Source organism: Pseudomonas sp. MNR3A, assembly GCF_009650575.1.
Classification (GTDB): domain Bacteria; phylum Pseudomonadota; class Gammaproteobacteria; order Pseudomonadales; family Pseudomonadaceae; genus Aquipseudomonas; species Aquipseudomonas machongensis.
The window spans coordinates 1-17,625 of record NZ_VZZS01000037.1; the positions used below are offsets into that span (position 1 = coordinate 1).

At 62.5% G+C, this 17,625-nt stretch carries 20 protein-coding genes; 8 read left to right on the top strand and 12 right to left on the bottom strand.

Features of this window, described 5'->3' with window-relative positions; genetic code table 11:
* From F6X62_RS23435 to F6X62_RS23475, 9 genes are all read right to left on the bottom strand, one after another.
* The coding region (locus F6X62_RS23435; protein WP_178117588.1) for a fimbria/pilus outer membrane usher protein at window positions 1-1,877 on the bottom strand (1,877 nt) is incomplete at its 3' end.
* Between the two features lie 4 nt (window positions 1,878-1,881).
* On the bottom strand, window positions 1,882-2,625 hold the full coding sequence (locus F6X62_RS23440) for a molecular chaperone (RefSeq protein WP_063545329.1): 744 nt from the start codon (window positions 2,623-2,625) through the stop codon (window positions 1,882-1,884).
* 58 nt (window positions 2,626-2,683) lie between these two features.
* Complete coding sequence (locus tag F6X62_RS23445) at window positions 2,684-3,208, bottom strand: fimbrial protein (protein WP_153774851.1); 525 nt, start codon at window positions 3,206-3,208, stop codon at window positions 2,684-2,686.
* Between the two features lie 215 nt (window positions 3,209-3,423).
* Window positions 3,424-4,779, bottom strand: a complete 1,356-nt coding sequence (gene gorA, locus F6X62_RS23450) for a glutathione-disulfide reductase (RefSeq protein ID WP_153774852.1) — start codon at window positions 4,777-4,779, stop codon at window positions 3,424-3,426.
* 102 nt (window positions 4,780-4,881) lie between these two features.
* The gene (gene galU / locus F6X62_RS23455; protein WP_054892082.1) at window positions 4,882-5,721 is read right to left on the bottom strand and encodes a UTP--glucose-1-phosphate uridylyltransferase GalU; all 840 of its coding nucleotides are present in this window, start codon (window positions 5,719-5,721) and stop codon (window positions 4,882-4,884) included.
* Window positions 5,722-5,769: 48 nt separating this feature from the next.
* Complete coding sequence (locus F6X62_RS23460) at window positions 5,770-7,131, bottom strand: UDP-glucose/GDP-mannose dehydrogenase family protein (protein ID WP_153774853.1); 1,362 nt, start codon at window positions 7,129-7,131, stop codon at window positions 5,770-5,772.
* A 95-nt stretch (window positions 7,132-7,226) separates the two neighbouring features.
* Complete coding sequence (locus F6X62_RS23465) at window positions 7,227-8,141, bottom strand: c-type cytochrome (RefSeq protein WP_153774854.1); 915 nt, start codon at window positions 8,139-8,141, stop codon at window positions 7,227-7,229.
* Window positions 8,138-8,788, bottom strand: coding sequence for a cytochrome c (locus F6X62_RS23470; protein WP_153774855.1), 651 nt, complete (start codon window positions 8,786-8,788; stop codon window positions 8,138-8,140). The genes F6X62_RS23465 and F6X62_RS23470 overlap by 4 nt, the downstream gene beginning before the upstream one ends.
* Window positions 8,789-8,933: 145 nt before the next feature.
* The gene (locus F6X62_RS23475; protein ID WP_054892086.1) at window positions 8,934-9,293 is read right to left on the bottom strand and encodes a hypothetical protein; all 360 of its coding nucleotides are present in this window, start codon (window positions 9,291-9,293) and stop codon (window positions 8,934-8,936) included.
* Window positions 9,294-9,456: 163 nt separating this feature from the next.
* Here F6X62_RS23475 and F6X62_RS23480 point away from each other — a divergent pair, with 163 nt between their 5' ends.
* The 7 genes from F6X62_RS23480 (at window position 9,457) to csrA (ending at window position 14,170) form a co-directional block, all read left to right on the top strand.
* Window positions 9,457-9,759: a DUF1883 domain-containing protein gene (locus F6X62_RS23480; protein WP_153774856.1), complete on the top strand. Its 303-nt coding sequence runs from the start codon at window positions 9,457-9,459 to the stop codon at window positions 9,757-9,759.
* Window positions 9,760-9,767: 8 nt separating this feature from the next.
* The gene (locus F6X62_RS25255; protein ID WP_172964765.1) at window positions 9,768-9,938 is read left to right on the top strand and encodes a hypothetical protein; all 171 of its coding nucleotides are present in this window, start codon (window positions 9,768-9,770) and stop codon (window positions 9,936-9,938) included.
* A gap of 170 nt (window positions 9,939-10,108) precedes the next feature.
* On the top strand, window positions 10,109-10,867 hold the full coding sequence (gene modA / locus F6X62_RS23485; RefSeq protein WP_153774857.1) for a molybdate ABC transporter substrate-binding protein: 759 nt from the start codon (window positions 10,109-10,111) through the stop codon (window positions 10,865-10,867).
* On the top strand, window positions 10,867-11,547 hold the full coding sequence (modB, locus tag F6X62_RS23490; RefSeq protein ID WP_063545336.1) for a molybdate ABC transporter permease subunit: 681 nt from the start codon (window positions 10,867-10,869) through the stop codon (window positions 11,545-11,547). Before modA ends, modB begins: the two co-directional genes overlap by 1 nt.
* A gap of 1 nt (window position 11,548) precedes the next feature.
* Window positions 11,549-12,640 carry a molybdenum ABC transporter ATP-binding protein gene (modC, locus tag F6X62_RS23495; RefSeq protein WP_153774858.1) on the top strand — a complete coding sequence of 364 codons (1,092 nt, stop codon included), beginning with the start codon at window positions 11,549-11,551 and terminating at the stop codon, window positions 12,638-12,640.
* Window positions 12,641-12,694: 54 nt separating this feature from the next.
* Complete coding sequence (locus F6X62_RS23500) at window positions 12,695-13,708, top strand: DNA topoisomerase IB (protein ID WP_153774859.1); 1,014 nt, start codon at window positions 12,695-12,697, stop codon at window positions 13,706-13,708.
* A 264-nt stretch (window positions 13,709-13,972) separates the two neighbouring features.
* Complete coding sequence (csrA, locus tag F6X62_RS23505) at window positions 13,973-14,170, top strand: carbon storage regulator CsrA (protein WP_054892092.1); 198 nt, start codon at window positions 13,973-13,975, stop codon at window positions 14,168-14,170.
* 71 nt (window positions 14,171-14,241) lie between these two features.
* On the opposite strand, the gene F6X62_RS23510 is transcribed toward csrA, so the two are convergent.
* Genes F6X62_RS23510 through F6X62_RS23520 form a run of 3 tightly spaced genes read right to left on the bottom strand, consistent with a single transcriptional unit; the run spans window position 14,242 to window position 17,230 of the window.
* Window positions 14,242-14,601: a response regulator gene (locus F6X62_RS23510; protein WP_065862479.1), complete on the bottom strand. Its 360-nt coding sequence runs from the start codon at window positions 14,599-14,601 to the stop codon at window positions 14,242-14,244.
* Window positions 14,602-14,613: 12 nt separating this feature from the next.
* Window positions 14,614-16,059, bottom strand: a complete 1,446-nt coding sequence (locus tag F6X62_RS23515; protein ID WP_063545338.1) for an ATPase domain-containing protein — start codon at window positions 16,057-16,059, stop codon at window positions 14,614-14,616.
* A 22-nt stretch (window positions 16,060-16,081) separates the two neighbouring features.
* Window positions 16,082-17,230, bottom strand: a complete 1,149-nt coding sequence (locus tag F6X62_RS23520) for a nitrogen regulation protein NR(II) (RefSeq protein WP_054892095.1) — start codon at window positions 17,228-17,230, stop codon at window positions 16,082-16,084.
* 135 nt (window positions 17,231-17,365) lie between these two features.
* Here F6X62_RS23520 and F6X62_RS23525 point away from each other — a divergent pair, with 135 nt between their 5' ends.
* Complete coding sequence (locus F6X62_RS23525) at window positions 17,366-17,578, top strand: hypothetical protein (RefSeq protein ID WP_054892096.1); 213 nt, start codon at window positions 17,366-17,368, stop codon at window positions 17,576-17,578.
* Window positions 17,579-17,625: the final 47 nt, after the last annotated feature.

The window sequence follows — 17,625 nt, forward strand, 5'->3', positions numbered from 1 at the left end:
ACGACGCCGCTCAGCTCTCCCGTCGGGCTGCGATGCACCAGGTTGGCGTCGAGCCCTGCGCCGCCTTGCCTTCCCTCCTGGTACACACTGGACAGGCCATACCCCCATTGCCCATCCTCGCCGGCAGTCGCGCTCCAGCGCACATTCGTCCTGGCCCCGCCTTCGGAGTCGCGGCTCATGCTGGAGCTCAGCGATCCACGACGCTGCAGACCCAACGGCAAGCTCGCCGTCAGTGTCAAAGCGCTTACGGCCTGTCCGTTGCCTCGATACTCGCGCCCAAGCGTCATGCCGTAGGAGAGCGAGCGCAGATTGTTGTAATACCCCACGTTGTACTCACGATTGCCCCCCCCAGATCCCCACTGCTTACCCGCGCTGGCCCTCAGGCTCAGACGACCGCTCCCGGGCAGGCGCTGCTGAAGTGTCAGCGCTGCCCGCCACTGCTGAGGCGAACGCTGATTTGTACGCTGCGTTTGCTGGCTGGTGCGGGCGAACTCGTCAAAGCTGTAGTAGCCAGCGTTATTGCGGTGGGTAAGGCTGGCGCTCAGGTCGGTGGCCGTTGCCTCCACCCGCTGGCGCCAACTGAAACGCAGCGCCTGCCCCTGCGCGGAGCGACCCTGGCCTAGCGATGCCTGCGCGTGGTATGCGGTCAATCCAAAAGCACCAAAGCGGCTGTTGATCGCCCCCCCCATGGCGCTGGCCAGATAGTCCTCTGCCAGCCAGGCGCCTCCATGTACGCTGAAGGTGTTGTCCACCCCTTGCTGCCAACTGCCTTGCACATGACCTGGGCCAGGACGCCCAAGGTCGTCGCGCCACACCCCCGCACTAAGGTCGAAACGGCTTGCCCCTTCTCGCAAGGCCAGTGGCGCGGCCTGATAGGGCAACGTGAAGCGTCGTACGCTGCCGTCAGCCTCCTCCAGGGTGACCTCCAGATCGTCGTTGAGGCCACTGGCATACAGATCGTCGATCTCGAACGGCCCCGGCGGCACCGTCGACTCATGCAGCAACATCCCTCGCTGGCGGATGCTCAACAGCGCCGTAGTATTGGCCACGCCCCTCACGACCGGCGCAAACCCCCGCTGTGCGCGGGGCAACATGCGCTCGTCGGTGGATAATCGCAGTCCGCGAAAGGCACTGCTGTCAAATACATCCCCAGCAGCGTAGCCATCGCCGAGAGTAAGCTGGGCCGACCACAAGGGAACATCGCGCCGTACCGACGTCGCACCCGGCTGGTACCGGGCTGCGCGCTTGTCGCTCATCTGCGCATTGCCTTCGTGGCGCCAATACCAATCCCCGGTATTGAATCCGGCACGCAGGCCGAGATAGCCCTGCTGGCTACGACTGCCTGCCTGCAGGTCGTGCTGCTCATGCACATTCAGGCGGTAGTCGACAAAACCTGCTGTGACACCTGCATCCCAGGTATGGAATGGCAAATTGTCCTGGGGTTGGCGACGCAGCAAAGACCGGTCAATTTCAAGGCGCAGTTGCAAGGCCCCAAAATCCAGGTCCTCGCTGGCGGCCACCAGCAGTTGAGGCAACATCATGCAGCTGTCGGGGATGATCAGTTGCTTGCGCGGCTGAGCGGCCAGCCTCGCTAGATCAAGCCCCAACTCTTCGAGCAGGATTCGGTCATAACAGGGCGCCGCCTGACCGGATGCATCCCGATTGCGCAGAAACACGGTGCGCCGCCCTATCCACTGCTGGTTGAGGATGATATCCAGGGCAAAGTCGCCCTGGGGAACCGAATCGCTGGCCTGGAAACGCTCGAGATTGATCGTGCTGCCCTGGCGCAACAGGCCGGGATCGAACTCCACACCAGGTACAAGCCCGACATACCCTCCTGTCATACCGAGAATGGCCCACCACCGGCGAAAACTCATGGGTTCAACGGCCTTGAGGGAACTGCAGGATTGCAACAGCTTCTCGAGAGGCGCCGTAGTCATCCAGGTACTGATAGCGGACCTGGGAAACCGCATCGGGACGAGACGGCGCGGAGCTCAGCGCGAAACGGGCGCTGCTGAGGGGAGCAACATGGCCTACCGATGCTGGCAACGCCGAACCCGGATGGACAGCCTCAAGCTTGGCGAGATTGACGTGATAAGGCGTGGGATTGTCCGCGTGCAGTACCCAGCCCTGGGATTCCCTGACCAGGCGCCAGGTAAGCCGTGCATGAGCATCGGCGGGCTTTGCGGCCAATCCCTGCGGCCGATAGAACAGTTTGATACGAGTCCTGAGGGAAATCTGCAGGCTGTTATCGCCACCACCTTTCGGCGGGACATCGAGTACATTCAGCCAGTACAGGCTCTCTCGATCCGTTGGCATGGCACGACTATCGTGAAACACCCTCAGGCTCTGGCGCTTGCCCGGGTCCAGGCGCAACAACCCAGGTGTCACGCTGAATGGCCCCTGTAACTCATCCTCGGCCTCTTCCGGCCCTCCCTCGTCGACCCAGACCTGCACCAGCGACGGATACCGTCCCTCGTTGCTCAACCTGACAGTGACCTCGGAGCTCTCGGCGGGATAGACGACCCGCGTGGTGGCAATCACCACACTGGCATTGGCCTGCGTGCACGACAGAAACGCGGCCAGCAACGATCCCCACCCCATGGCGCTGAGAGATAGCTTCATGATGTTCCACTCGAAAATTGGGAGCGGAGCAGCCCCGGACAGGGCTGCTCCATAGGACTCAGAGATAATCCAGCGAGTAGCGGATTCTGGAACTGACCAGGCCTGGGGTAGTGCGGCCTGTCGAGTAGTACTGGGCGTAGTAGCGCAGCGTCGCGTTACCGTCCACGAGGGTGACTTGCTGGGAGTTCTGCGAACCCTTGGCTGCAGCGAGATTCATGACGCTCTTGGCGCTGTTGAGCAATTGCAGCTCGACGTTTTCACTGCCGCCGGCATCGACGATCAGACGCCCTTGATCACTGACGCTTGCACCTGGCTCGAAGTAAGTTGAAACCTGGCCGACATGGGTACAACCCGTCAGTTGCAATACGAAGGACGTTTCCCCTTCCACATCGCCTGGACGCACGAGTTTCGCGGCGTTGACATCCGGCAGGGTCACCGGAAGATTGCCGTCCCCCCCATTGATGATGCACGTCGGCGCCAGAACCCGCCCCTGAAAGCTGATTTCGCCATGGTCTGCCTGGGCCCCCCCAGCGATCAGCGACAACCCGCAGAGCGCAAAAACACTTTTGTAGAACCTGTCCATATCATCCTTCCTCAAGCTAGACGATCAGGCACATGCCGAACCGGCGCCGTAGAGCGGCGCGGCAACAGTATCTGCATCAGCCTTGGGAGGCTCTGTCGGTGATTGGTTGATCAGCGGCTAGCGACAACCATGACAGCGGTAGGATTCTCTACTATGCGATTGTGGGAACAATCCCCAGGCCTCATGCTTCGAGGCCCGGAGAATGCTGCGAACTATCAACGAGTTACAGTCCGCATCGTGACGAATTCCTCGGCGGCGGTCGGATGCACGCCGATAGTCTCGTCAAACTGCTGCTTTGTGGCGCCTGCCTTGAGTGCGATACCCAGCCCCTGGATGATCTCGCCTGCATCCGGCCCCACCATATGGCAACCCAGGACCTTGTCGGTCTCGGCATCGACCACCAGCTTCATCAGGGTCTTTTCCTGCAGGTCGGTCAGGGTCAGCTTCATGGCGCGGAAGCGGCTCTCGAAGATCTGGATCTTGTGGCCGGCAGCCAGTGCCTGTTCTTCGGTCAGGCCGACGGTGCCGATCGGCGGCTGGCTGAACACCGCCGTGGGGATGTTCTGGTAGTCCACCGAACGGTACTGCTCGGGCTTGAACAGGTGACGGGCCACCGCCATGCCTTCAGCCAGAGCGACCGGTGTGAGCTGGACACGACCGATTACATCGCCCAAGGCGAACACCGAAGGTTCGGTGGTACGGTACAGGTCGTCGACCCGGATGTACCCGCGCTCGTCGAGCTCCACGCCGGTGTTCTCCAGCCCCAGATTGTCGAGCATCGGACGACGACCGGTGGCGTAGAACACACAGTCGGCGATCAACTCCCGACCATCCTTGAGCGTCGCCTTGAGGCTGCCATCGGCCTGTTGGTCAATACGCTGGATATCAGCGTTGAACTGCAGGTCCAGACCACGCTTTTCCAGCTCCTCCTTCAGGTGGGTACGTACCGAACCATCGAAGCCGCGCAGGAACAGGTCGCCGCGATACAGCAAGGTGGTATCGGCGCCCAGGCCCTGGAAGATGCCGGCGAATTCGACGGCAATGTAGCCACCACCGACCACCAGCACCCGGCGTGGCAGCTCCTTGAGGTAGAACGCCTCGTTCGAAGTGATCGCCAGTTCCTTGCCCGGGATGTCAGGCACCTGTGGCCAGCCGCCCGTGGCGATGAGAATGTTCGCCGCGCTGTAGCGCTGACCTTCTACCTCAACCTCATGGGCACCGGTCATGCGCGCATGACCTTGCAGCAAGGTGACGCCGCTGTTGACCAGCAGGTTGCGGTAGATGCCGTTGAGACGCTCGATCTCGCGGTTCTTGTTGGCGATCAGGGTGCCCCAGTCGAAGTGACCTTCTTCGAGGGTCCAGCCGTAGCCGGCCGCCTGCTCCAGCTCATCGGCGACGTGTGCACCGTACACCAGCAACTTCTTCGGCACACAGCCGACGTTGACGCAGGTGCCGCCCAGATACCGACTCTCGGCCACCGCCACCTTCGCCCCGAACCCCGCGGCAAAGCGCGCCGCACGCACACCGCCGGAACCAGCACCAATCACGAACAGATCAAAATCGTAGGCCACTTTCCAGACTCCACAAAAAAAGCCACCCGAGGGTGGCTCTTTTCGTGACGCGCTGCAAGCGTCAGACAGCAAGAAAAGTGGCGCTGCAGCGCAGGCTCGGACTCAGTAGGCCTTGCCGGTCTTGTAGTAATTCTCGAAGCAGAAGTTGGTGGCGTCGATATAGCCTTCGGCGCCGCCGCAGTCGAAACGCTTGCCCTTGAACTTGTAGGCAATGACACAACCGTTCTGTGCCTGCTTCATCAGGGCGTCAGTGATCTGGATCTCCCCGCCTTTGCCCGGCTCGGTGTTGGCGATGATATCGAAGATGTCCGGGGTCAGGATGTAGCGGCCAATGATTGCCAGGTTCGACGGCGCATCTTCAGGCTTGGGCTTCTCGACCATGTTGGTCACGCGGAAGATGTCATCGCGGATCATGTCGCCAGCAATCACGCCGTACTTGTTGGTTTCCTGCGGATCGACTTCCTGGATGGCAACGATCGAGCAGCGGAACTGATTGAACAGCTTGACCATCTGCGTCAGTACACCGTCACCTTCAGGGTTGACGCACAGGTCGTCCGCCAGCACCACGGCGAACGGCTCGTCACCGATCAGGGGGCGACCGGTGAGGATGGCGTGGCCCAGGCCTTTCATTTCAGTCTGGCGGGTATAGGAGAACGAGCACTCGTCGAGCAGGCGACGGATACCGACCAGGTATTTTTCCTTGTCGGTGCCCTTGATCTGATTTTCCAGCTCATAGCTGATGTCGAAATGGTCTTCCAGCGCGCGCTTGCCGCGCCCGGTGACAATGGAGATCTCGTTCAGACCGGCGTCCAAGGCCTCTTCAACGCCATACTGGATCAGTGGCTTGTTCACCACCGGCAGCATTTCCTTGGGCATGGCTTTGGTAGCGGGCAGGAAGCGGGTGCCGTAACCGGCTGCCGGGAACAAGCATTTTTTGATCATATACATCCTTAAACAAGGGCTGGGCCTGTGGTATTCGGCGCAGTCTAATCAGGCGGCAGTCACCTTACAATGCCCCGCCTGTGGCCGACCGATGCCATGATAGAGATAACCCAGTGTAGATAGTTCCGATGGATCGTAAATATTACGCCCGTCGAACAGTACCGGCTTACGCATCAGGCCCCTGATCCGACGAAAATCCGGCTGGCGGAACTGCTTCCATTCGGTCACCAGTACCAGTGCATCCGCGCCCTCCACACAGGCATAGGGATCATCCCCCAACTGCAATTGACCACTTGCCAGCGCCTGCGGATAAGCCGCCGCGGCCCCCTCCAGCGCCGCCGGGTCACAGGCCCGCACCCGTGCCCCTGCCGCCAGCAGGGCGTCGAGCAGCACCAGGCTGGGTGCCTCGCGCAGGTCGTCGGTGCCAGGCTTGAACGCCAGGCCCCACAACGCCACATTGCACCCGCGCATGCTACCCCCGAAATGCTCCTGCAGTGCCTGGAACAACAAGGTCTTCTGCTGCGCGTTGCGCGCCTGGACCGCGCGCAGGATCGACGGCTGATAGCCATGCTGCTCGGCTGTGTGGATCAGCGCACGCACGTCCTTTGGAAAGCATGAGCCGCCATAGCCGCAGCCTGCGTAGATGAAATCGCTGCCGATGCGCCGGTCGCTGCCGATCCCGCGACGCACCTGTTCGATATCCACGTCCAGCTCGGCGCACAGGCCGGCCAGCTCGTTGACGAAGGAAATCTTGGTGGCAAGGAAGGCATTGGCGGCATACTTGCTGAATTCGGCGGCGCGCGGGCTCATGACCAGCACGCGCTCCCGGTTACGTACAAAGGGCGCATACAGGCGCTGCAAGCATTGAGTGGCGGCGTCACTGTCGGTGCCGATGATGATCCGCTGAGGGCGCATGAAGTCCTCGACGGCGCTGCCCTCCTTGAGAAACTCCGGATTGCTCGCCACCGACACCGTGAAACTGGCCCCGCGTGCGCGCAAGCCGCTGTTGACCTGGCGGGCAACCCGCTCGGCCGTGCCCACCGGCACGGTCGACTTGTTCACCACCAGGCATGGGCGCAGCAAGTGCCGCCCGAGACTGTCGGCCACCGCCAGCACATGCTGCAGGTCCGCCGAGCCGTCTTCATGGCTGGGCGTGCCCACGGCGATGAACGCCACATCAACCCGCGCCAACGCGTGATCCCAGTGCTCGGTGAAACTCAGCAGGCCACTGTGCAGCCCCTCCTGCACGAGCGCAGCGAGCCCGGGCTCGTAGATCGGACACTGCCCCTGACGCAACCGGGCCAGGCGCGAACGGTCATGCTCCAGACAGACCACACGATTGCCCATTTGCGCGAAACAGGCCGCCGTGACCAGCCCCACATACCCCGCCCCGATCACACAGAGTTCCATGGCCGCACTCCTTCAGGAAGATACGACATTGCAACCTGCAGGCGATTGCAGGGCCGTGACAGCGACACGGCGGGAATATGACAGGTGCGCGGTATTCAGCCGCCCGTGCCCTGCCCGATCAATACACCCTCGACCTTTTGCCCATACAGGTTGACGCCATCGTTGGCATGGAACTTCACCCGCGTCTTCTCGATGGAGCCCTCTACCAGGCGCGGATCCTGCGGGCGTTCGTGGCTGTTGATCCAGGCCGCGACATCCCATGCCTGCTGGTCACTCAGGCTGCCTGGCTTGCCCAGCGGCATGTTGTGCTTGATGAAGGACGCGGCGGTGTTGATTCGGTGCATCCCGGCCCCCCAGTTATAGGCATCGCGCCCCCACAACGGTGGCATGACGTATTCACCTGCAACTTTCTGCCCCTCGCCCTTGCCGCCGTGACAGATCGCGCATTGCTCGCTGTACACCTGTTCGCCACGCTTGAAGTTGTAGCCGTCCTTGGGTTGCGGCACCTCAGGATAACCGCGACCGGGCGTCTCCACGCCTGTGCGAGTGCCGGTCGCCAGCCAGTAGGCATAGACGCTGAGCGCGGTCATCTGCGGGCTGTCGGCCGCCGGGGGCTTGCCGTTCATGCTGAACTGGAAACAGCCCTGGATACGTTCGGCGTAAGTGTTGACCTTGTCGTTTTTCTTGCGATAGGCGGGATACATCGGGTAGGCGCCCCACAGCGGCGCGGAGTGGGCCATGCGGCCTTGGTCGAGATGGCAGTTGCTGCAGTTCATGCCATTGCCGACAGCCTCAGGCATCAAGCGGCGAGTATCAACGAATAGCGCATGCCCCTGCCGGACCATCTGGCCGAACGCGTTGTCCGGCAACTCGCTTTCTGCAGGAGGCACGAATACCGGAGTGGCCTGGCTGCCGGGCACCTTGAGCTGCGACTGGTCTTGCATGGCGATCTGCGTCGCCTGGGCGACGCCTGCGCCGAGCCACAATGCTGCGATCAGGACTTTTTTCATGGTGCGACCTCCTGGCGGGCGGCGTGGGCGAAGTAGTCGGCGATTGCCGTCACCTCGGCATCGGTCATGGCCTTGGCCACACCGACCATCAGTTGGTTAGGGTCGTTACGCCTGCTACCGTCGCGCCAGGCATTGAGCTGCGCAACCAGGTAAGCCGCCGGCTGTCCGGCCAGTGGCGGAAAGTGCTCGCCAACCCCCGCACCACCTGGGCCATGGCACTGCACACAACCGGGAATCTGCCGGCTCCAGTCGCCGTACAAGGCCAGGCGTTCGGTCGGATCGCTGGCCATTTGCTGACGGCGCGAACCCGTAACCGGGTCGGAAGGCTGCTCGGCCAGCCAAGCGCTGACCGAGCGGATCTCCTCGTCGCTCAGCGCCTTGGCAAGCGGCTCCATGACCGGCTGCTTGCGGCTGCCCGAGCGAAAGTCCTCGAGTTGCTTGCTCAGGTATCCGGCGGACAAGCCGGACAGGCGGGGAAAACCAGCGGCGGCGATACCCTTGCCGTCCGGGCCATGGCAACCGAGACAGGCCATGGCGGCGGGATTCTGCCCGCCCTGGGTGAAGATTTTCTGGCCATCGACGGCATGCGCCGCGGGCCAGGCCAGGATCAGCAGACTGCCGATCATGACGCGACTCATCGGGTTCATCAGGGACACTCCATTTCCTTGTTATAAGCTTAGTCTTAAAAGACATAAGGAAATGGATACTAGTCCGGATAACTAAAGCGGAACAATGTCCCTACAAGTCATAAGGTATTGAGCGGGCGTCTAACGACGTATTGCTTGCGCTGGATCAAGAACCGGAGATGCACTGGGTCGCTGCGGAGCGCACATCACCCAGACGCAGAGGGAAGTTGTTCAAGCGTTCATGCAGCTTGATGGCACTGCCACTGCCACGCTTGTCGACATCGACAAGCGCTGCCGGGCCGACACCGGCACTGAGTTTCTGCGGCACGATCAGGCGCAGGCCATCGCCACGCGCCTCTTCCACCAGCGGATCACGGCTGTCGCCCAGCTTCTGCTTGACACAATCGGCATACTCACGCGGCGTCTTGCCGGAGATCACATCCAGCGTCTCTCGCGACTGCTCCAGCTCCGAGACGCTGACGCAACCACCCAGTACCAGCGTCGCCGCCGCCATCACCCACTTCATCCGTTGCACCTCTGCCAATCAAAGAAATCGTTCGACAACGTCCGGGCGGTTTTGCTCCCTGCTTTGGCAGATTTCTCCCTGGCCCGGCCGTGCAGCCCGCCAGTGTACCCTGACATCGTGGTATCTTGGGCATTTGCAGAATCCCAACCTCGCGGAGCCCCACATGAAATTCGTCCACCAGCGCGAGCACCTCAACGAGGACGACATCGTCGTTATCGAGTGCTCCCAGCGCTGCAACATCCGCCTGATGAACGACGCCAACTTCCGCAGCTTCAAGAACGGCGGTCGCCACACTTACCACGGCGGCCTGTTCGACCGCTTCCCGGCGAAAATCACCGTCCCCAGCACCGGTTTCTGGAACATCACGCTCGATACCGTGACCGCCCGCCCGATCTCGGTGACGCGCAAGCCGACCTTCACCCACAAGATCAAGATCATCCGTCGCTCGTCGTCGAAACTCGGATAAGCCCTGCCATGACCCAGAACCTCAAATACGTGATCAAGTACAAGCTCGACGGCCAGCGCCGCTGGGACTTTGCCGTGATGCCCGATGCCTCTCAGGAACAAGCCCTGGAAGCGTTGCGCAAGATCCACGGCGAAGACGCCGAGAAAATCAGCGACATTCAGGTCAGCAAGGCGTTGTAATCCAACAGCCACAGCGCTCAGGGCGTGCCCGCCGCCGCCCTGGGTGCCTGCACCGCCGATACAGGCCTGGTGCCCCGATAGCACCCTGCCATGATTTCACCTCTTCCCGGCGAACGGCTTATCGCTATATATTTCGCAATATAACGATAACCCTCCGAGGAGCCCGTTTCATGCGTATTCGCCTGTCCCACCTGGCCGCCAGCGCCCTGGCCAGCCTGATTTCCCTCAATAGCGCCTGGGCCGATGAAGTTCAGGTGGCCGTGGCGGCCAACTTTACCGCGCCGATCCAGGCGATCGCCAAGGACTTCGAGAAAGACACCGGACACAAGCTGGTCGCAGCCTTTGGCGCCACAGGACAGTTTTACGCGCAGATCAAGAACGGCGCGCCGTTCGAAGTGTTCCTCGCCGCCGACGACAGCACCCCTGCCAAGCTTGAGCAGGAAAAGGAAATCGTCGAAGGCTCGCGCTTCACCTACGCCATCGGCACCCTCGCCCTGTGGTCCGCCAAGCCCGGTTATGTCGACGACAAGGGTGAGGTGTTGAAGAAGAACGACTTCCAGCACCTGTCCATCGCCAACCCCAAGACCGCGCCCTACGGCCTGGCCGCTACCCAGGTGCTGGACAAACTCAAGCTGACCGAAGCCACCAAGGGCAAGATCGTGGAAGGGCAGAACATCACTCAGGCCTTCCAGTTCGTCTCCACCGGCAACGCCGAACTGGGCTTCGTCGCCCTGTCGCAGATCTACAAGGATGGCAAGGTCGAAAACGGTTCGGCGTGGATCGTCCCGTCCAGCCTGCACGACCCGATTCGCCAGGACGCGGTCATTCTCAACAAAGGCAAGGATAATCCGGCGGCCAAGGCCTTGGTCGAGTACCTCAAGGGCCCGAAAGCCGCTGCGGTGATCAAGTCCTACGGCTATGAAATCTGATGCCACTCGACGCCAGTGACCTGGGGGCGATCTGGCTGACCGTCAAACTGGCCAGCCTGACCACACTGATCCTGCTGGTGGTGGGCACGCCCATCGCCTGGTGGCTGGCACGCACCCGCTCATGGCTGCGCGGGCCCGTCGGGGCAGTCGTGGCACTGCCCCTGGTGCTGCCACCGACCGTGATCGGTTTCTACCTGCTGATCGCGCTCGGCCCCCACGGCTGGCTTGGTCAGGCCACCCAGGCGCTTGGGCTAGGCACCGTGGTGTTCAGCTTTACCGGGCTGGTGATCGGCTCGGTGGTGTACTCCATGCCGTTCGTGGTCCAGCCCCTGCAGAACGCCTTCAGCGCCATCGGCCAGCGCCCGCTGGAAGTGGCCGCAACGCTGCGGGCCAGCCCTTGGGACACCTTCATCCACGTGGTGCTGCCGCTGGCCAGGCCGGGCTTCATCACTGCCAGCATCCTCGGCTTTGCCCATACCGTCGGCGAGTTCGGTGTGGTACTGATGATCGGTGGCAACATCCCCGACAAGACCCGCGTGGTTTCGGTGCAGATCTTCGATCACGTCGAAGCCATGGCCTATTCGCAAGCGCACTGGCTGGCCGGTGCAATGCTGGTGTTCTCCTTCCTGGTGCTGCTGATGCTCTATGCCGGCCGCCGTGGCAAGGCTGGCTGGAGCTGAGATGAGTTCACGCATGCACGCACGCCTGAAACTGGCGCGCGACGACTTCACCCTGGATGTCGACCTCGACCTGCCGGGCCGCGGGATCAGCGCCCTGTTCGGCCATTCGGGCTCAGGCAAGACTTCCTGCCTGCGCTGCCTGGCCGGCCTGGAACGCGCCAGCGAAGCCTACATCGAGATCAATGGCGAGGTGTGGGAAGACAGTCGCCACGGCACTTTCCTCGCCCCGCATCGACGCCCGGTGGGTTATGTGTTCCAGGAGGCCAGCCTGTTTGCGCACCTCTCGGTGCGCGGCAATCTGGAATTCGGCTGGCGGCGGGTCTCAGCCGGCGAACGCAAGGTCGGACTGGACCAGGCCTGCCAGTTGCTGGGGATCGGGCACTTGCTCGAACGCAAGCCCATCACCCTCTCCGGCGGCGAAGCGCAGCGTGTCGGTATCGCCCGCGCCCTGCTCAGCAGCCCCCGACTGCTGTTGATGGATGAGCCCCTGGCCGCCCTGGACGGCCCGCGCAAGCGCGAGATCCTGCCCTACCTCGAACGCCTGCACGACGAGCTCGACATCCCTGTGGTGTACGTCAGCCACTCCCAGGACGAGGTCGCACGCCTGGCCGATCATCTGGTACTGCTGGAGCAGGGCAAGGTCATGGCCAGCGGCCCGATCGGCCAGACGCTCGCGCGCCTCGACCTCTCGCTGGCGCAGAGCGAGGAAGCGGGTGTGGTGCTCGAAGGTGTGGTGATCGGCCACCAACCCGACTATGGACTGTTCGACCTGCGCTTGCCGGGCAGCGACGGTGCGCTGCTACGCATCGCCCATCCCGACCTGCATGTCGGCAGCACCCTGCGCCTCAAGGTACACGCCCGCGATGTCAGCCTGACCCTCGCCCACGACGGCGCCTCGAGCATCCTCAACCGTTTGCCGGTGACCGTGCGTGAATGTCGCCCGGCCGAAAACCCGGCGCACGTGCTGGTCAGCCTCGACGCTGCCGGCAGCGCCTTGCTCGCGCGCATCACCCGGTACTCGGCAGACCAGCTCGGGCTGCAGCCGGGCCAGATGCTGTGGGCGCAGATCAAGTCGGTGGCGCTGTTGGCCTGAGCAACTCAGGCACTGTCGTTGTCCACAGATGACAACTGGTCGATGGACTGCGCCATGCCCGAGATCACCCTGCCCCGCACCCTGCACTATGTCGACGACACCCAGCCAGGCCTGAGCCGACGCCTTTGGCGTGGGCGCTTCATCTACCTCAGCCCTGATGGGGTGCGGGTGCGCGACACGGATACGCTGGCGCGTATCGCGGCGCTAGTCATCCCTCCCGCCTATACCGATGTGTGGATCTGCCTCGACCCACAAGGCCACCTGCAAGCCACCGGTCGCGATGCCCGTGGGCGCAAGCAGTACCGCTACCACAGCGAGTGGCGCACGTTACGCGACGAGCACAAGTACGGGCGCATGCTGGCCTTCGCGCAAGCGTTGCCAGGGCTGCGCCAGCACCTGGACCAGCACCTGGCACGCCCCGGGATGGACCGGGAAAAGGTCATGGCACTGGTGGTCAGCCTGCTCGACAACACGCTGATCCGCATCGGCAACCGTCAATACCTGCGCGACAACCAGTCCTACGGACTGACCACCCTGCGCAACCGACATGTCGAGGTCAGGGGCAGCACCATTCGCTTCCAGTTTCGCGGCAAGCGCGGCGTCGAGCACAGCATCACCGTGCGCGACCGGCGCCTGGCGCAACTGCTCAAGCGCTGCATGGAGCTGCCTGGCCAGGAACTCTTCCAATACCTGGACGAGGACGGCCAGCGCCATCGCATCGGCTCCAGTGACATCAACCTGTTCCTCCAGCAACTGACCGGTGCCGACTTCACCGCCAAGGACTACCGCACCTGGGGCGGCAGCGCCCTGGCCCTGAGCCTGCTGCGCCCGCTGGCCTGGCAGCCTGAGGCCGAGGCCAGGCGCCAGGTCGCGGCCATCGTCCGCGAGGTTGCCACGCGCCTGGGCAACACACCGGCGGTGTGCCGACGCTGCTACATCCACCCAGCGCTGCTCGAGCACTTCCACCTGGGCCGCCTTGCCGAACTTCCGCGAGTGCGGGCACGCAAAGGCCTGGAGCAGGAAGAGGTGGCCCTGCTGCGTTTTCTGCAGGCACTCGAAGCGCTGTGAAGTTTCATTGACCAGAGCTATTTACAACATAAAGCAGAGAAATTTCCCATATTCGCTCCGGCCCCCTATCCTTGCCACCGAGCACCTTCGCCGATTGATCTGACCCGGTTGATTTCGGCACCTGCAACTGAAGACCGCCAACAGATTTTGTTCGCTCAGGAATTAATATCTTCCGAAAGCGTCTTTAATGAGAAGGAAGAGGGACAGGCTCCCACCGCTGCGGCACATGGCCCCACGGATTTCTACATCACCAAGGAGAACTACATGCTGATACTCACCCGCAAGGTTGGCGAAAGCATCGTCATCAACGATGACATCAAAGTCACCATTCTGGGCGTCAAGGGGATGCAAGTGAGGATCGGCATCGATGCGCCCAAGGATGTCCAGGTCCATCGTGAAGAGATTTTCAAGCGCATCCAGGCCGGCAACCCCGCTCCGGAGAAAGCCGACGACCAATACTGATCACCCTTCGCCTCAAGCCGCACGGACGCGCTTGATCACACGGCACGTCCCCGCGGGATCCCGCCTGCGGCTCAGGGACTCAACAGTTCGCGGACCTTGGCGATCATGCGGTCCATGTCGAACGGTTTGTCGAACACCGCGCTGAACAGTTCCGGCAGCCTGTGCCCCTCGTAGGCCTGCGCGCCGCTCATGAGAATGACCGGCAGATCGGGCAGCTGCAGCTCATTGCGAATCGCCCTGACCAGCTCCTCGCCATTGAGCACCGGCATCATGTAGTCGGTGATCACCAGGTCCACCCGCTTCTCCCTCAGGGCCTCGAGCGCCTTGCGCCCATTGCTGGCCTTTTCTACCAGAAAACCCTCATCCTCCAGGGCGAATCCGAGGATGTCGGCGATCAAGTATTCGTCATCGACGATCAAGATGCTGTTCATTGCCAGGTACCGTCAGCGGTCCCCCTGGGGTACGGCCGTGCCCGACAGCACACCGCTGGCCCCCGCGAATGCGTTGCGCAGGGTAATGCCATCGGCGCCGATAGCCAGCTCGTGGAGTGCCGGATCATAGTGGCTGTCACGGACCTTGAGAATCGACAACACACGCCGCAGCTGCGACTCCAGTTCGACGAAACGCATCAGGAACAGGTTGTCGACGATGCTCGACAGGTCCGGTGCCGGTGACGTGATTTCCGAGCCGAACAGGTCGCGCATCTCCCAGGTCAGCATCACACTGACACCCCGTGCGCGCAGCTCGCCGGTCAGGGCTCGGAAGAAACCGTTGAGCCGCGCCTGATCGAAAGCGAGCCGAGCGAAGGCGCCCAGGCTGTCAATCACCACACGCCTCGCCCCCAACGCCTGTACCTGCGCGAGCAAGCGTGCGCCAACCTGATCGAGCAAGCCCTCGGTGGTCGGTTGCCAGCTGAGCTGCAAGGCCCCCTGGCGTTCCATTTCGGCAAAGTCGTAGCCCAGCGAGGCAGCCTTCAACCTCAGGCGAGCAGGCGGCTCGTAGAAACCAAAATGCAGCGCCGGCGCCTCAGGCGTGGCCGCTGCAAGAAAGCCGAGCCCAAGGGATGACTTGCCCGCTCCCGACGGCCCCATGAGCAGGCTCACCGACCCTTCGGCCAGACCACCATCGAGCATCCCGTCCAACGCTTTCACACCCGTGGTGATACGTACCAAGGTGTCAGAACCCAGGTTGCTCGGGTGGCTGTACAACGCCTCCAGGCGCGGATAGACCTGCAGCCCTGCCTCGTTGATCAGGCATTCATGAACCCCCGACAGTGCACCGCTGCCTCGGGTTTTGCGCAACTGTATATGACGCACTGCGCGGCTGCCCTCGAGCTGTTCACCCAACTCGATGACGCCATCGACCATGGTGTGCTCCGGGCTGCCCTCATCGAGGCGAGCACTGGTCAACAGCAACACGGTGCAGCCGGCAAATGCCGCGTGCCCTTGCAGTTCGGCGACAAATTTCTTGGTATCGAGACTGGTTTCGGCCCGCGCCCGAGCATTGAGCAGGCCATCGACGATCAACAAGCTGGCCTGCTGCCTGGCGATCTCCTGGCGCAACAGACGCACCACAGCTTCCAGCCCTTCGTCCTGCAACGTATCGAAGGCACTGACGAACTGGATCTGGTCGCCCACCAGCGTCTGATCGAAGAACTCCAGGGTCGAGAGGTACTTGAACAGGCGCTCATGGGACTCGCTGAGCAGCGTCGCCACCAGTACCCGCCCGCCGTCACGCACATGGCCGCAGGCCAACTGGTTGGCGAGGATGGTCTTGCCCGCCCCGGGCGGCCCCTGGACGATGTACGAGGATCCGGCTACCAGGCCGCCCTTGAGCAGCGCATCCAGGCCCTCGATACCGGTCGCCAGTCGCTTGAGTGTTTCTACCATGACGTACTGTCCACCTCGTGTCTCAGGGTTCGGGCACTTTCGATGAAACCGGCAGGTAAAGGCTCATGCGCGTGCCCTCACCGACCGAACTTGCTACGCAGATCGCACCATTGCTCTGCTTGGCAAAACCATAGACCTGACTCAACCCCAGCCCGGTTCCCTTACCAAAAGCCTTGGTGGTGAAAAAAGGTTCGAAGATTCGCGGCAGCACCTGCGCATCGATCCCGTGGCCGCTGTCCTGCACATCGAAACGCAGGAAGCGCCCGTGCAGCGCCTCTACCTCACCCGCCAGTTCAACGACTGTCACGTCCAGGCCGATCGTCCCCTTGCCGCTGATGGCATCACGGGCATTGAACAGCAGGTTGAGCAAGACCATCTGCAACTGCCCGGCATCCACCTCGATCGTCGGCACCTCTGGCGCCACCTGCGCGATGAGGTCGATGCCGTCAGGCAAGGCGTGCTCCACCAAGCTGCGGGTGGACGCAACCAACTCGTCAGGGGAGATGGTGCTGACGTTCAGTTGCCGGTGGCGAGCGAAGCTGAGCAACTGGCCTGTCAATTGCGAGCCACGCTGCCCGGCCTCGAGGATGTGTTCGAGCAGGCGCTCTATCCGCTGCGGATCGCCACTGGCACGCGCCAGGCGCGCCGAGCTGAGGATGATGGTCAGCAGGTTGTTGAAGTCATGGGCCAGGCCACCAGTCAGCTGCCCCAAGGCCTCGAGCTTCTGCGCCTGGAACAGCTGCGCTCGCATCGTGTCGAGCTGCAACGCCGACTCACGTCGATCCGTGATATCGCGCGTCACCTTGGCCAAGCCGATGATCTCGCCATGCTCATCGCGCACCACATCCAGCGCCGCCAGGGCCCAGAACTGCGTACCGTCCTTGCGCACTCGCCAACCTTCGTCCTGCGCCACGCCCTGCTCCAGCGCCTGGCGCAGCAGGCGTGCCGGGCGACCGTCGGCGCAATCCTGTGGCGTGAAGAACAACGAGAAATGCCGACCGATCACCTCGTCGGCACAATAGCCCTTGATCCGCTCGGCCCCTGGGTTCCAGGACACGACGTGACCGGTCGGATCGAGCATGTAGATGGCGTAATCCACCACCGCCTGCACCAGCTGTTCGTAGCGATTGGCGGTCATGAGCGGCGGGGCGGGACGATCGGTCGAAACCATGCGGGCTCCACGAGCACGACAAGAGGAACTGTAGAAGAGCTTAGTGCACGGCATCAGTGTCCGATATATGGCGCAATGACAGCAAGCCGGGGATTACCCTATAGTACCCCAGCCCCCACCTGTCATGGAACCTATATGGCCATCAATTTCCGTCTGCTGGGCCTGCAGGACGACCTGCGCCACACCGCCCGGCAGATCGACCACCTGTGCCAGGCACTCGATGGCCACACCCGTTTTCTGCGCCACTCGGTGCATCAGGACGATGCCACCGCCATGGGGGAACAGGTGCAGGACCTTCGCCACAGCGCTGATGACATGCGCGAAATCGCCCAGCTGATCCGCCCCTGAACGGGCAGCGCGGTTGACTCACCTATAACGATGGGTTATAAAGCGCG

Bases quoted from the DNA above. Each gene is read 5' to 3' on its own strand.
- modC (WP_153774858.1), top strand. From the start codon at position 11,549: ATGAGTTCACGCATGCACGCACGCCTGAAACTGGCGCGCGACGACTTC.
- F6X62_RS23465 (WP_153774854.1), bottom strand. From the start codon at position 8,141: ATGAAAAAAGTCCTGATCGCAGCATTGTGGCTCGGCGCAGGCGTCGCC.
- F6X62_RS25255 (WP_172964765.1), top strand. From the start codon at position 9,768: ATGACCCAGAACCTCAAATACGTGATCAAGTACAAGCTCGACGGCCAG.
- F6X62_RS23475 (WP_054892086.1), bottom strand. From the start codon at position 9,293: ATGAAGTGGGTGATGGCGGCGGCGACGCTGGTACTGGGTGGTTGCGTC.
- modA (WP_153774857.1), top strand. From the start codon at position 10,109: ATGCGTATTCGCCTGTCCCACCTGGCCGCCAGCGCCCTGGCCAGCCTG.
- F6X62_RS23515 (WP_063545338.1), bottom strand. From the start codon at position 16,059: ATGGTAGAAACACTCAAGCGACTGGCGACCGGTATCGAGGGCCTGGAT.
- modB (WP_063545336.1), top strand. From the start codon at position 10,867: ATGCCACTCGACGCCAGTGACCTGGGGGCGATCTGGCTGACCGTCAAA.
- F6X62_RS23440 (WP_063545329.1), bottom strand. From the start codon at position 2,625: ATGAAGCTATCTCTCAGCGCCATGGGGTGGGGATCGTTGCTGGCCGCG.
- galU (WP_054892082.1), bottom strand. From the start codon at position 5,721: ATGATCAAAAAATGCTTGTTCCCGGCAGCCGGTTACGGCACCCGCTTC.
- F6X62_RS23460 (WP_153774853.1), bottom strand. From the start codon at position 7,131: ATGGAACTCTGTGTGATCGGGGCGGGGTATGTGGGGCTGGTCACGGCG.
- F6X62_RS23470 (WP_153774855.1), bottom strand. From the start codon at position 8,788: ATGAACCCGATGAGTCGCGTCATGATCGGCAGTCTGCTGATCCTGGCC.
- F6X62_RS23500 (WP_153774859.1), top strand. From the start codon at position 12,695: ATGCCCGAGATCACCCTGCCCCGCACCCTGCACTATGTCGACGACACC.
- F6X62_RS23525 (WP_054892096.1), top strand. From the start codon at position 17,366: ATGGCCATCAATTTCCGTCTGCTGGGCCTGCAGGACGACCTGCGCCAC.
- csrA (WP_054892092.1), top strand. From the start codon at position 13,973: ATGCTGATACTCACCCGCAAGGTTGGCGAAAGCATCGTCATCAACGAT.
- F6X62_RS23445 (WP_153774851.1), bottom strand. From the start codon at position 3,208: ATGGACAGGTTCTACAAAAGTGTTTTTGCGCTCTGCGGGTTGTCGCTG.
- F6X62_RS23510 (WP_065862479.1), bottom strand. From the start codon at position 14,601: ATGAACAGCATCTTGATCGTCGATGACGAATACTTGATCGCCGACATC.
- F6X62_RS23480 (WP_153774856.1), top strand. From the start codon at position 9,457: ATGAAATTCGTCCACCAGCGCGAGCACCTCAACGAGGACGACATCGTC.
- F6X62_RS23520 (WP_054892095.1), bottom strand. From the start codon at position 17,230: ATGGTTTCGACCGATCGTCCCGCCCCGCCGCTCATGACCGCCAATCGC.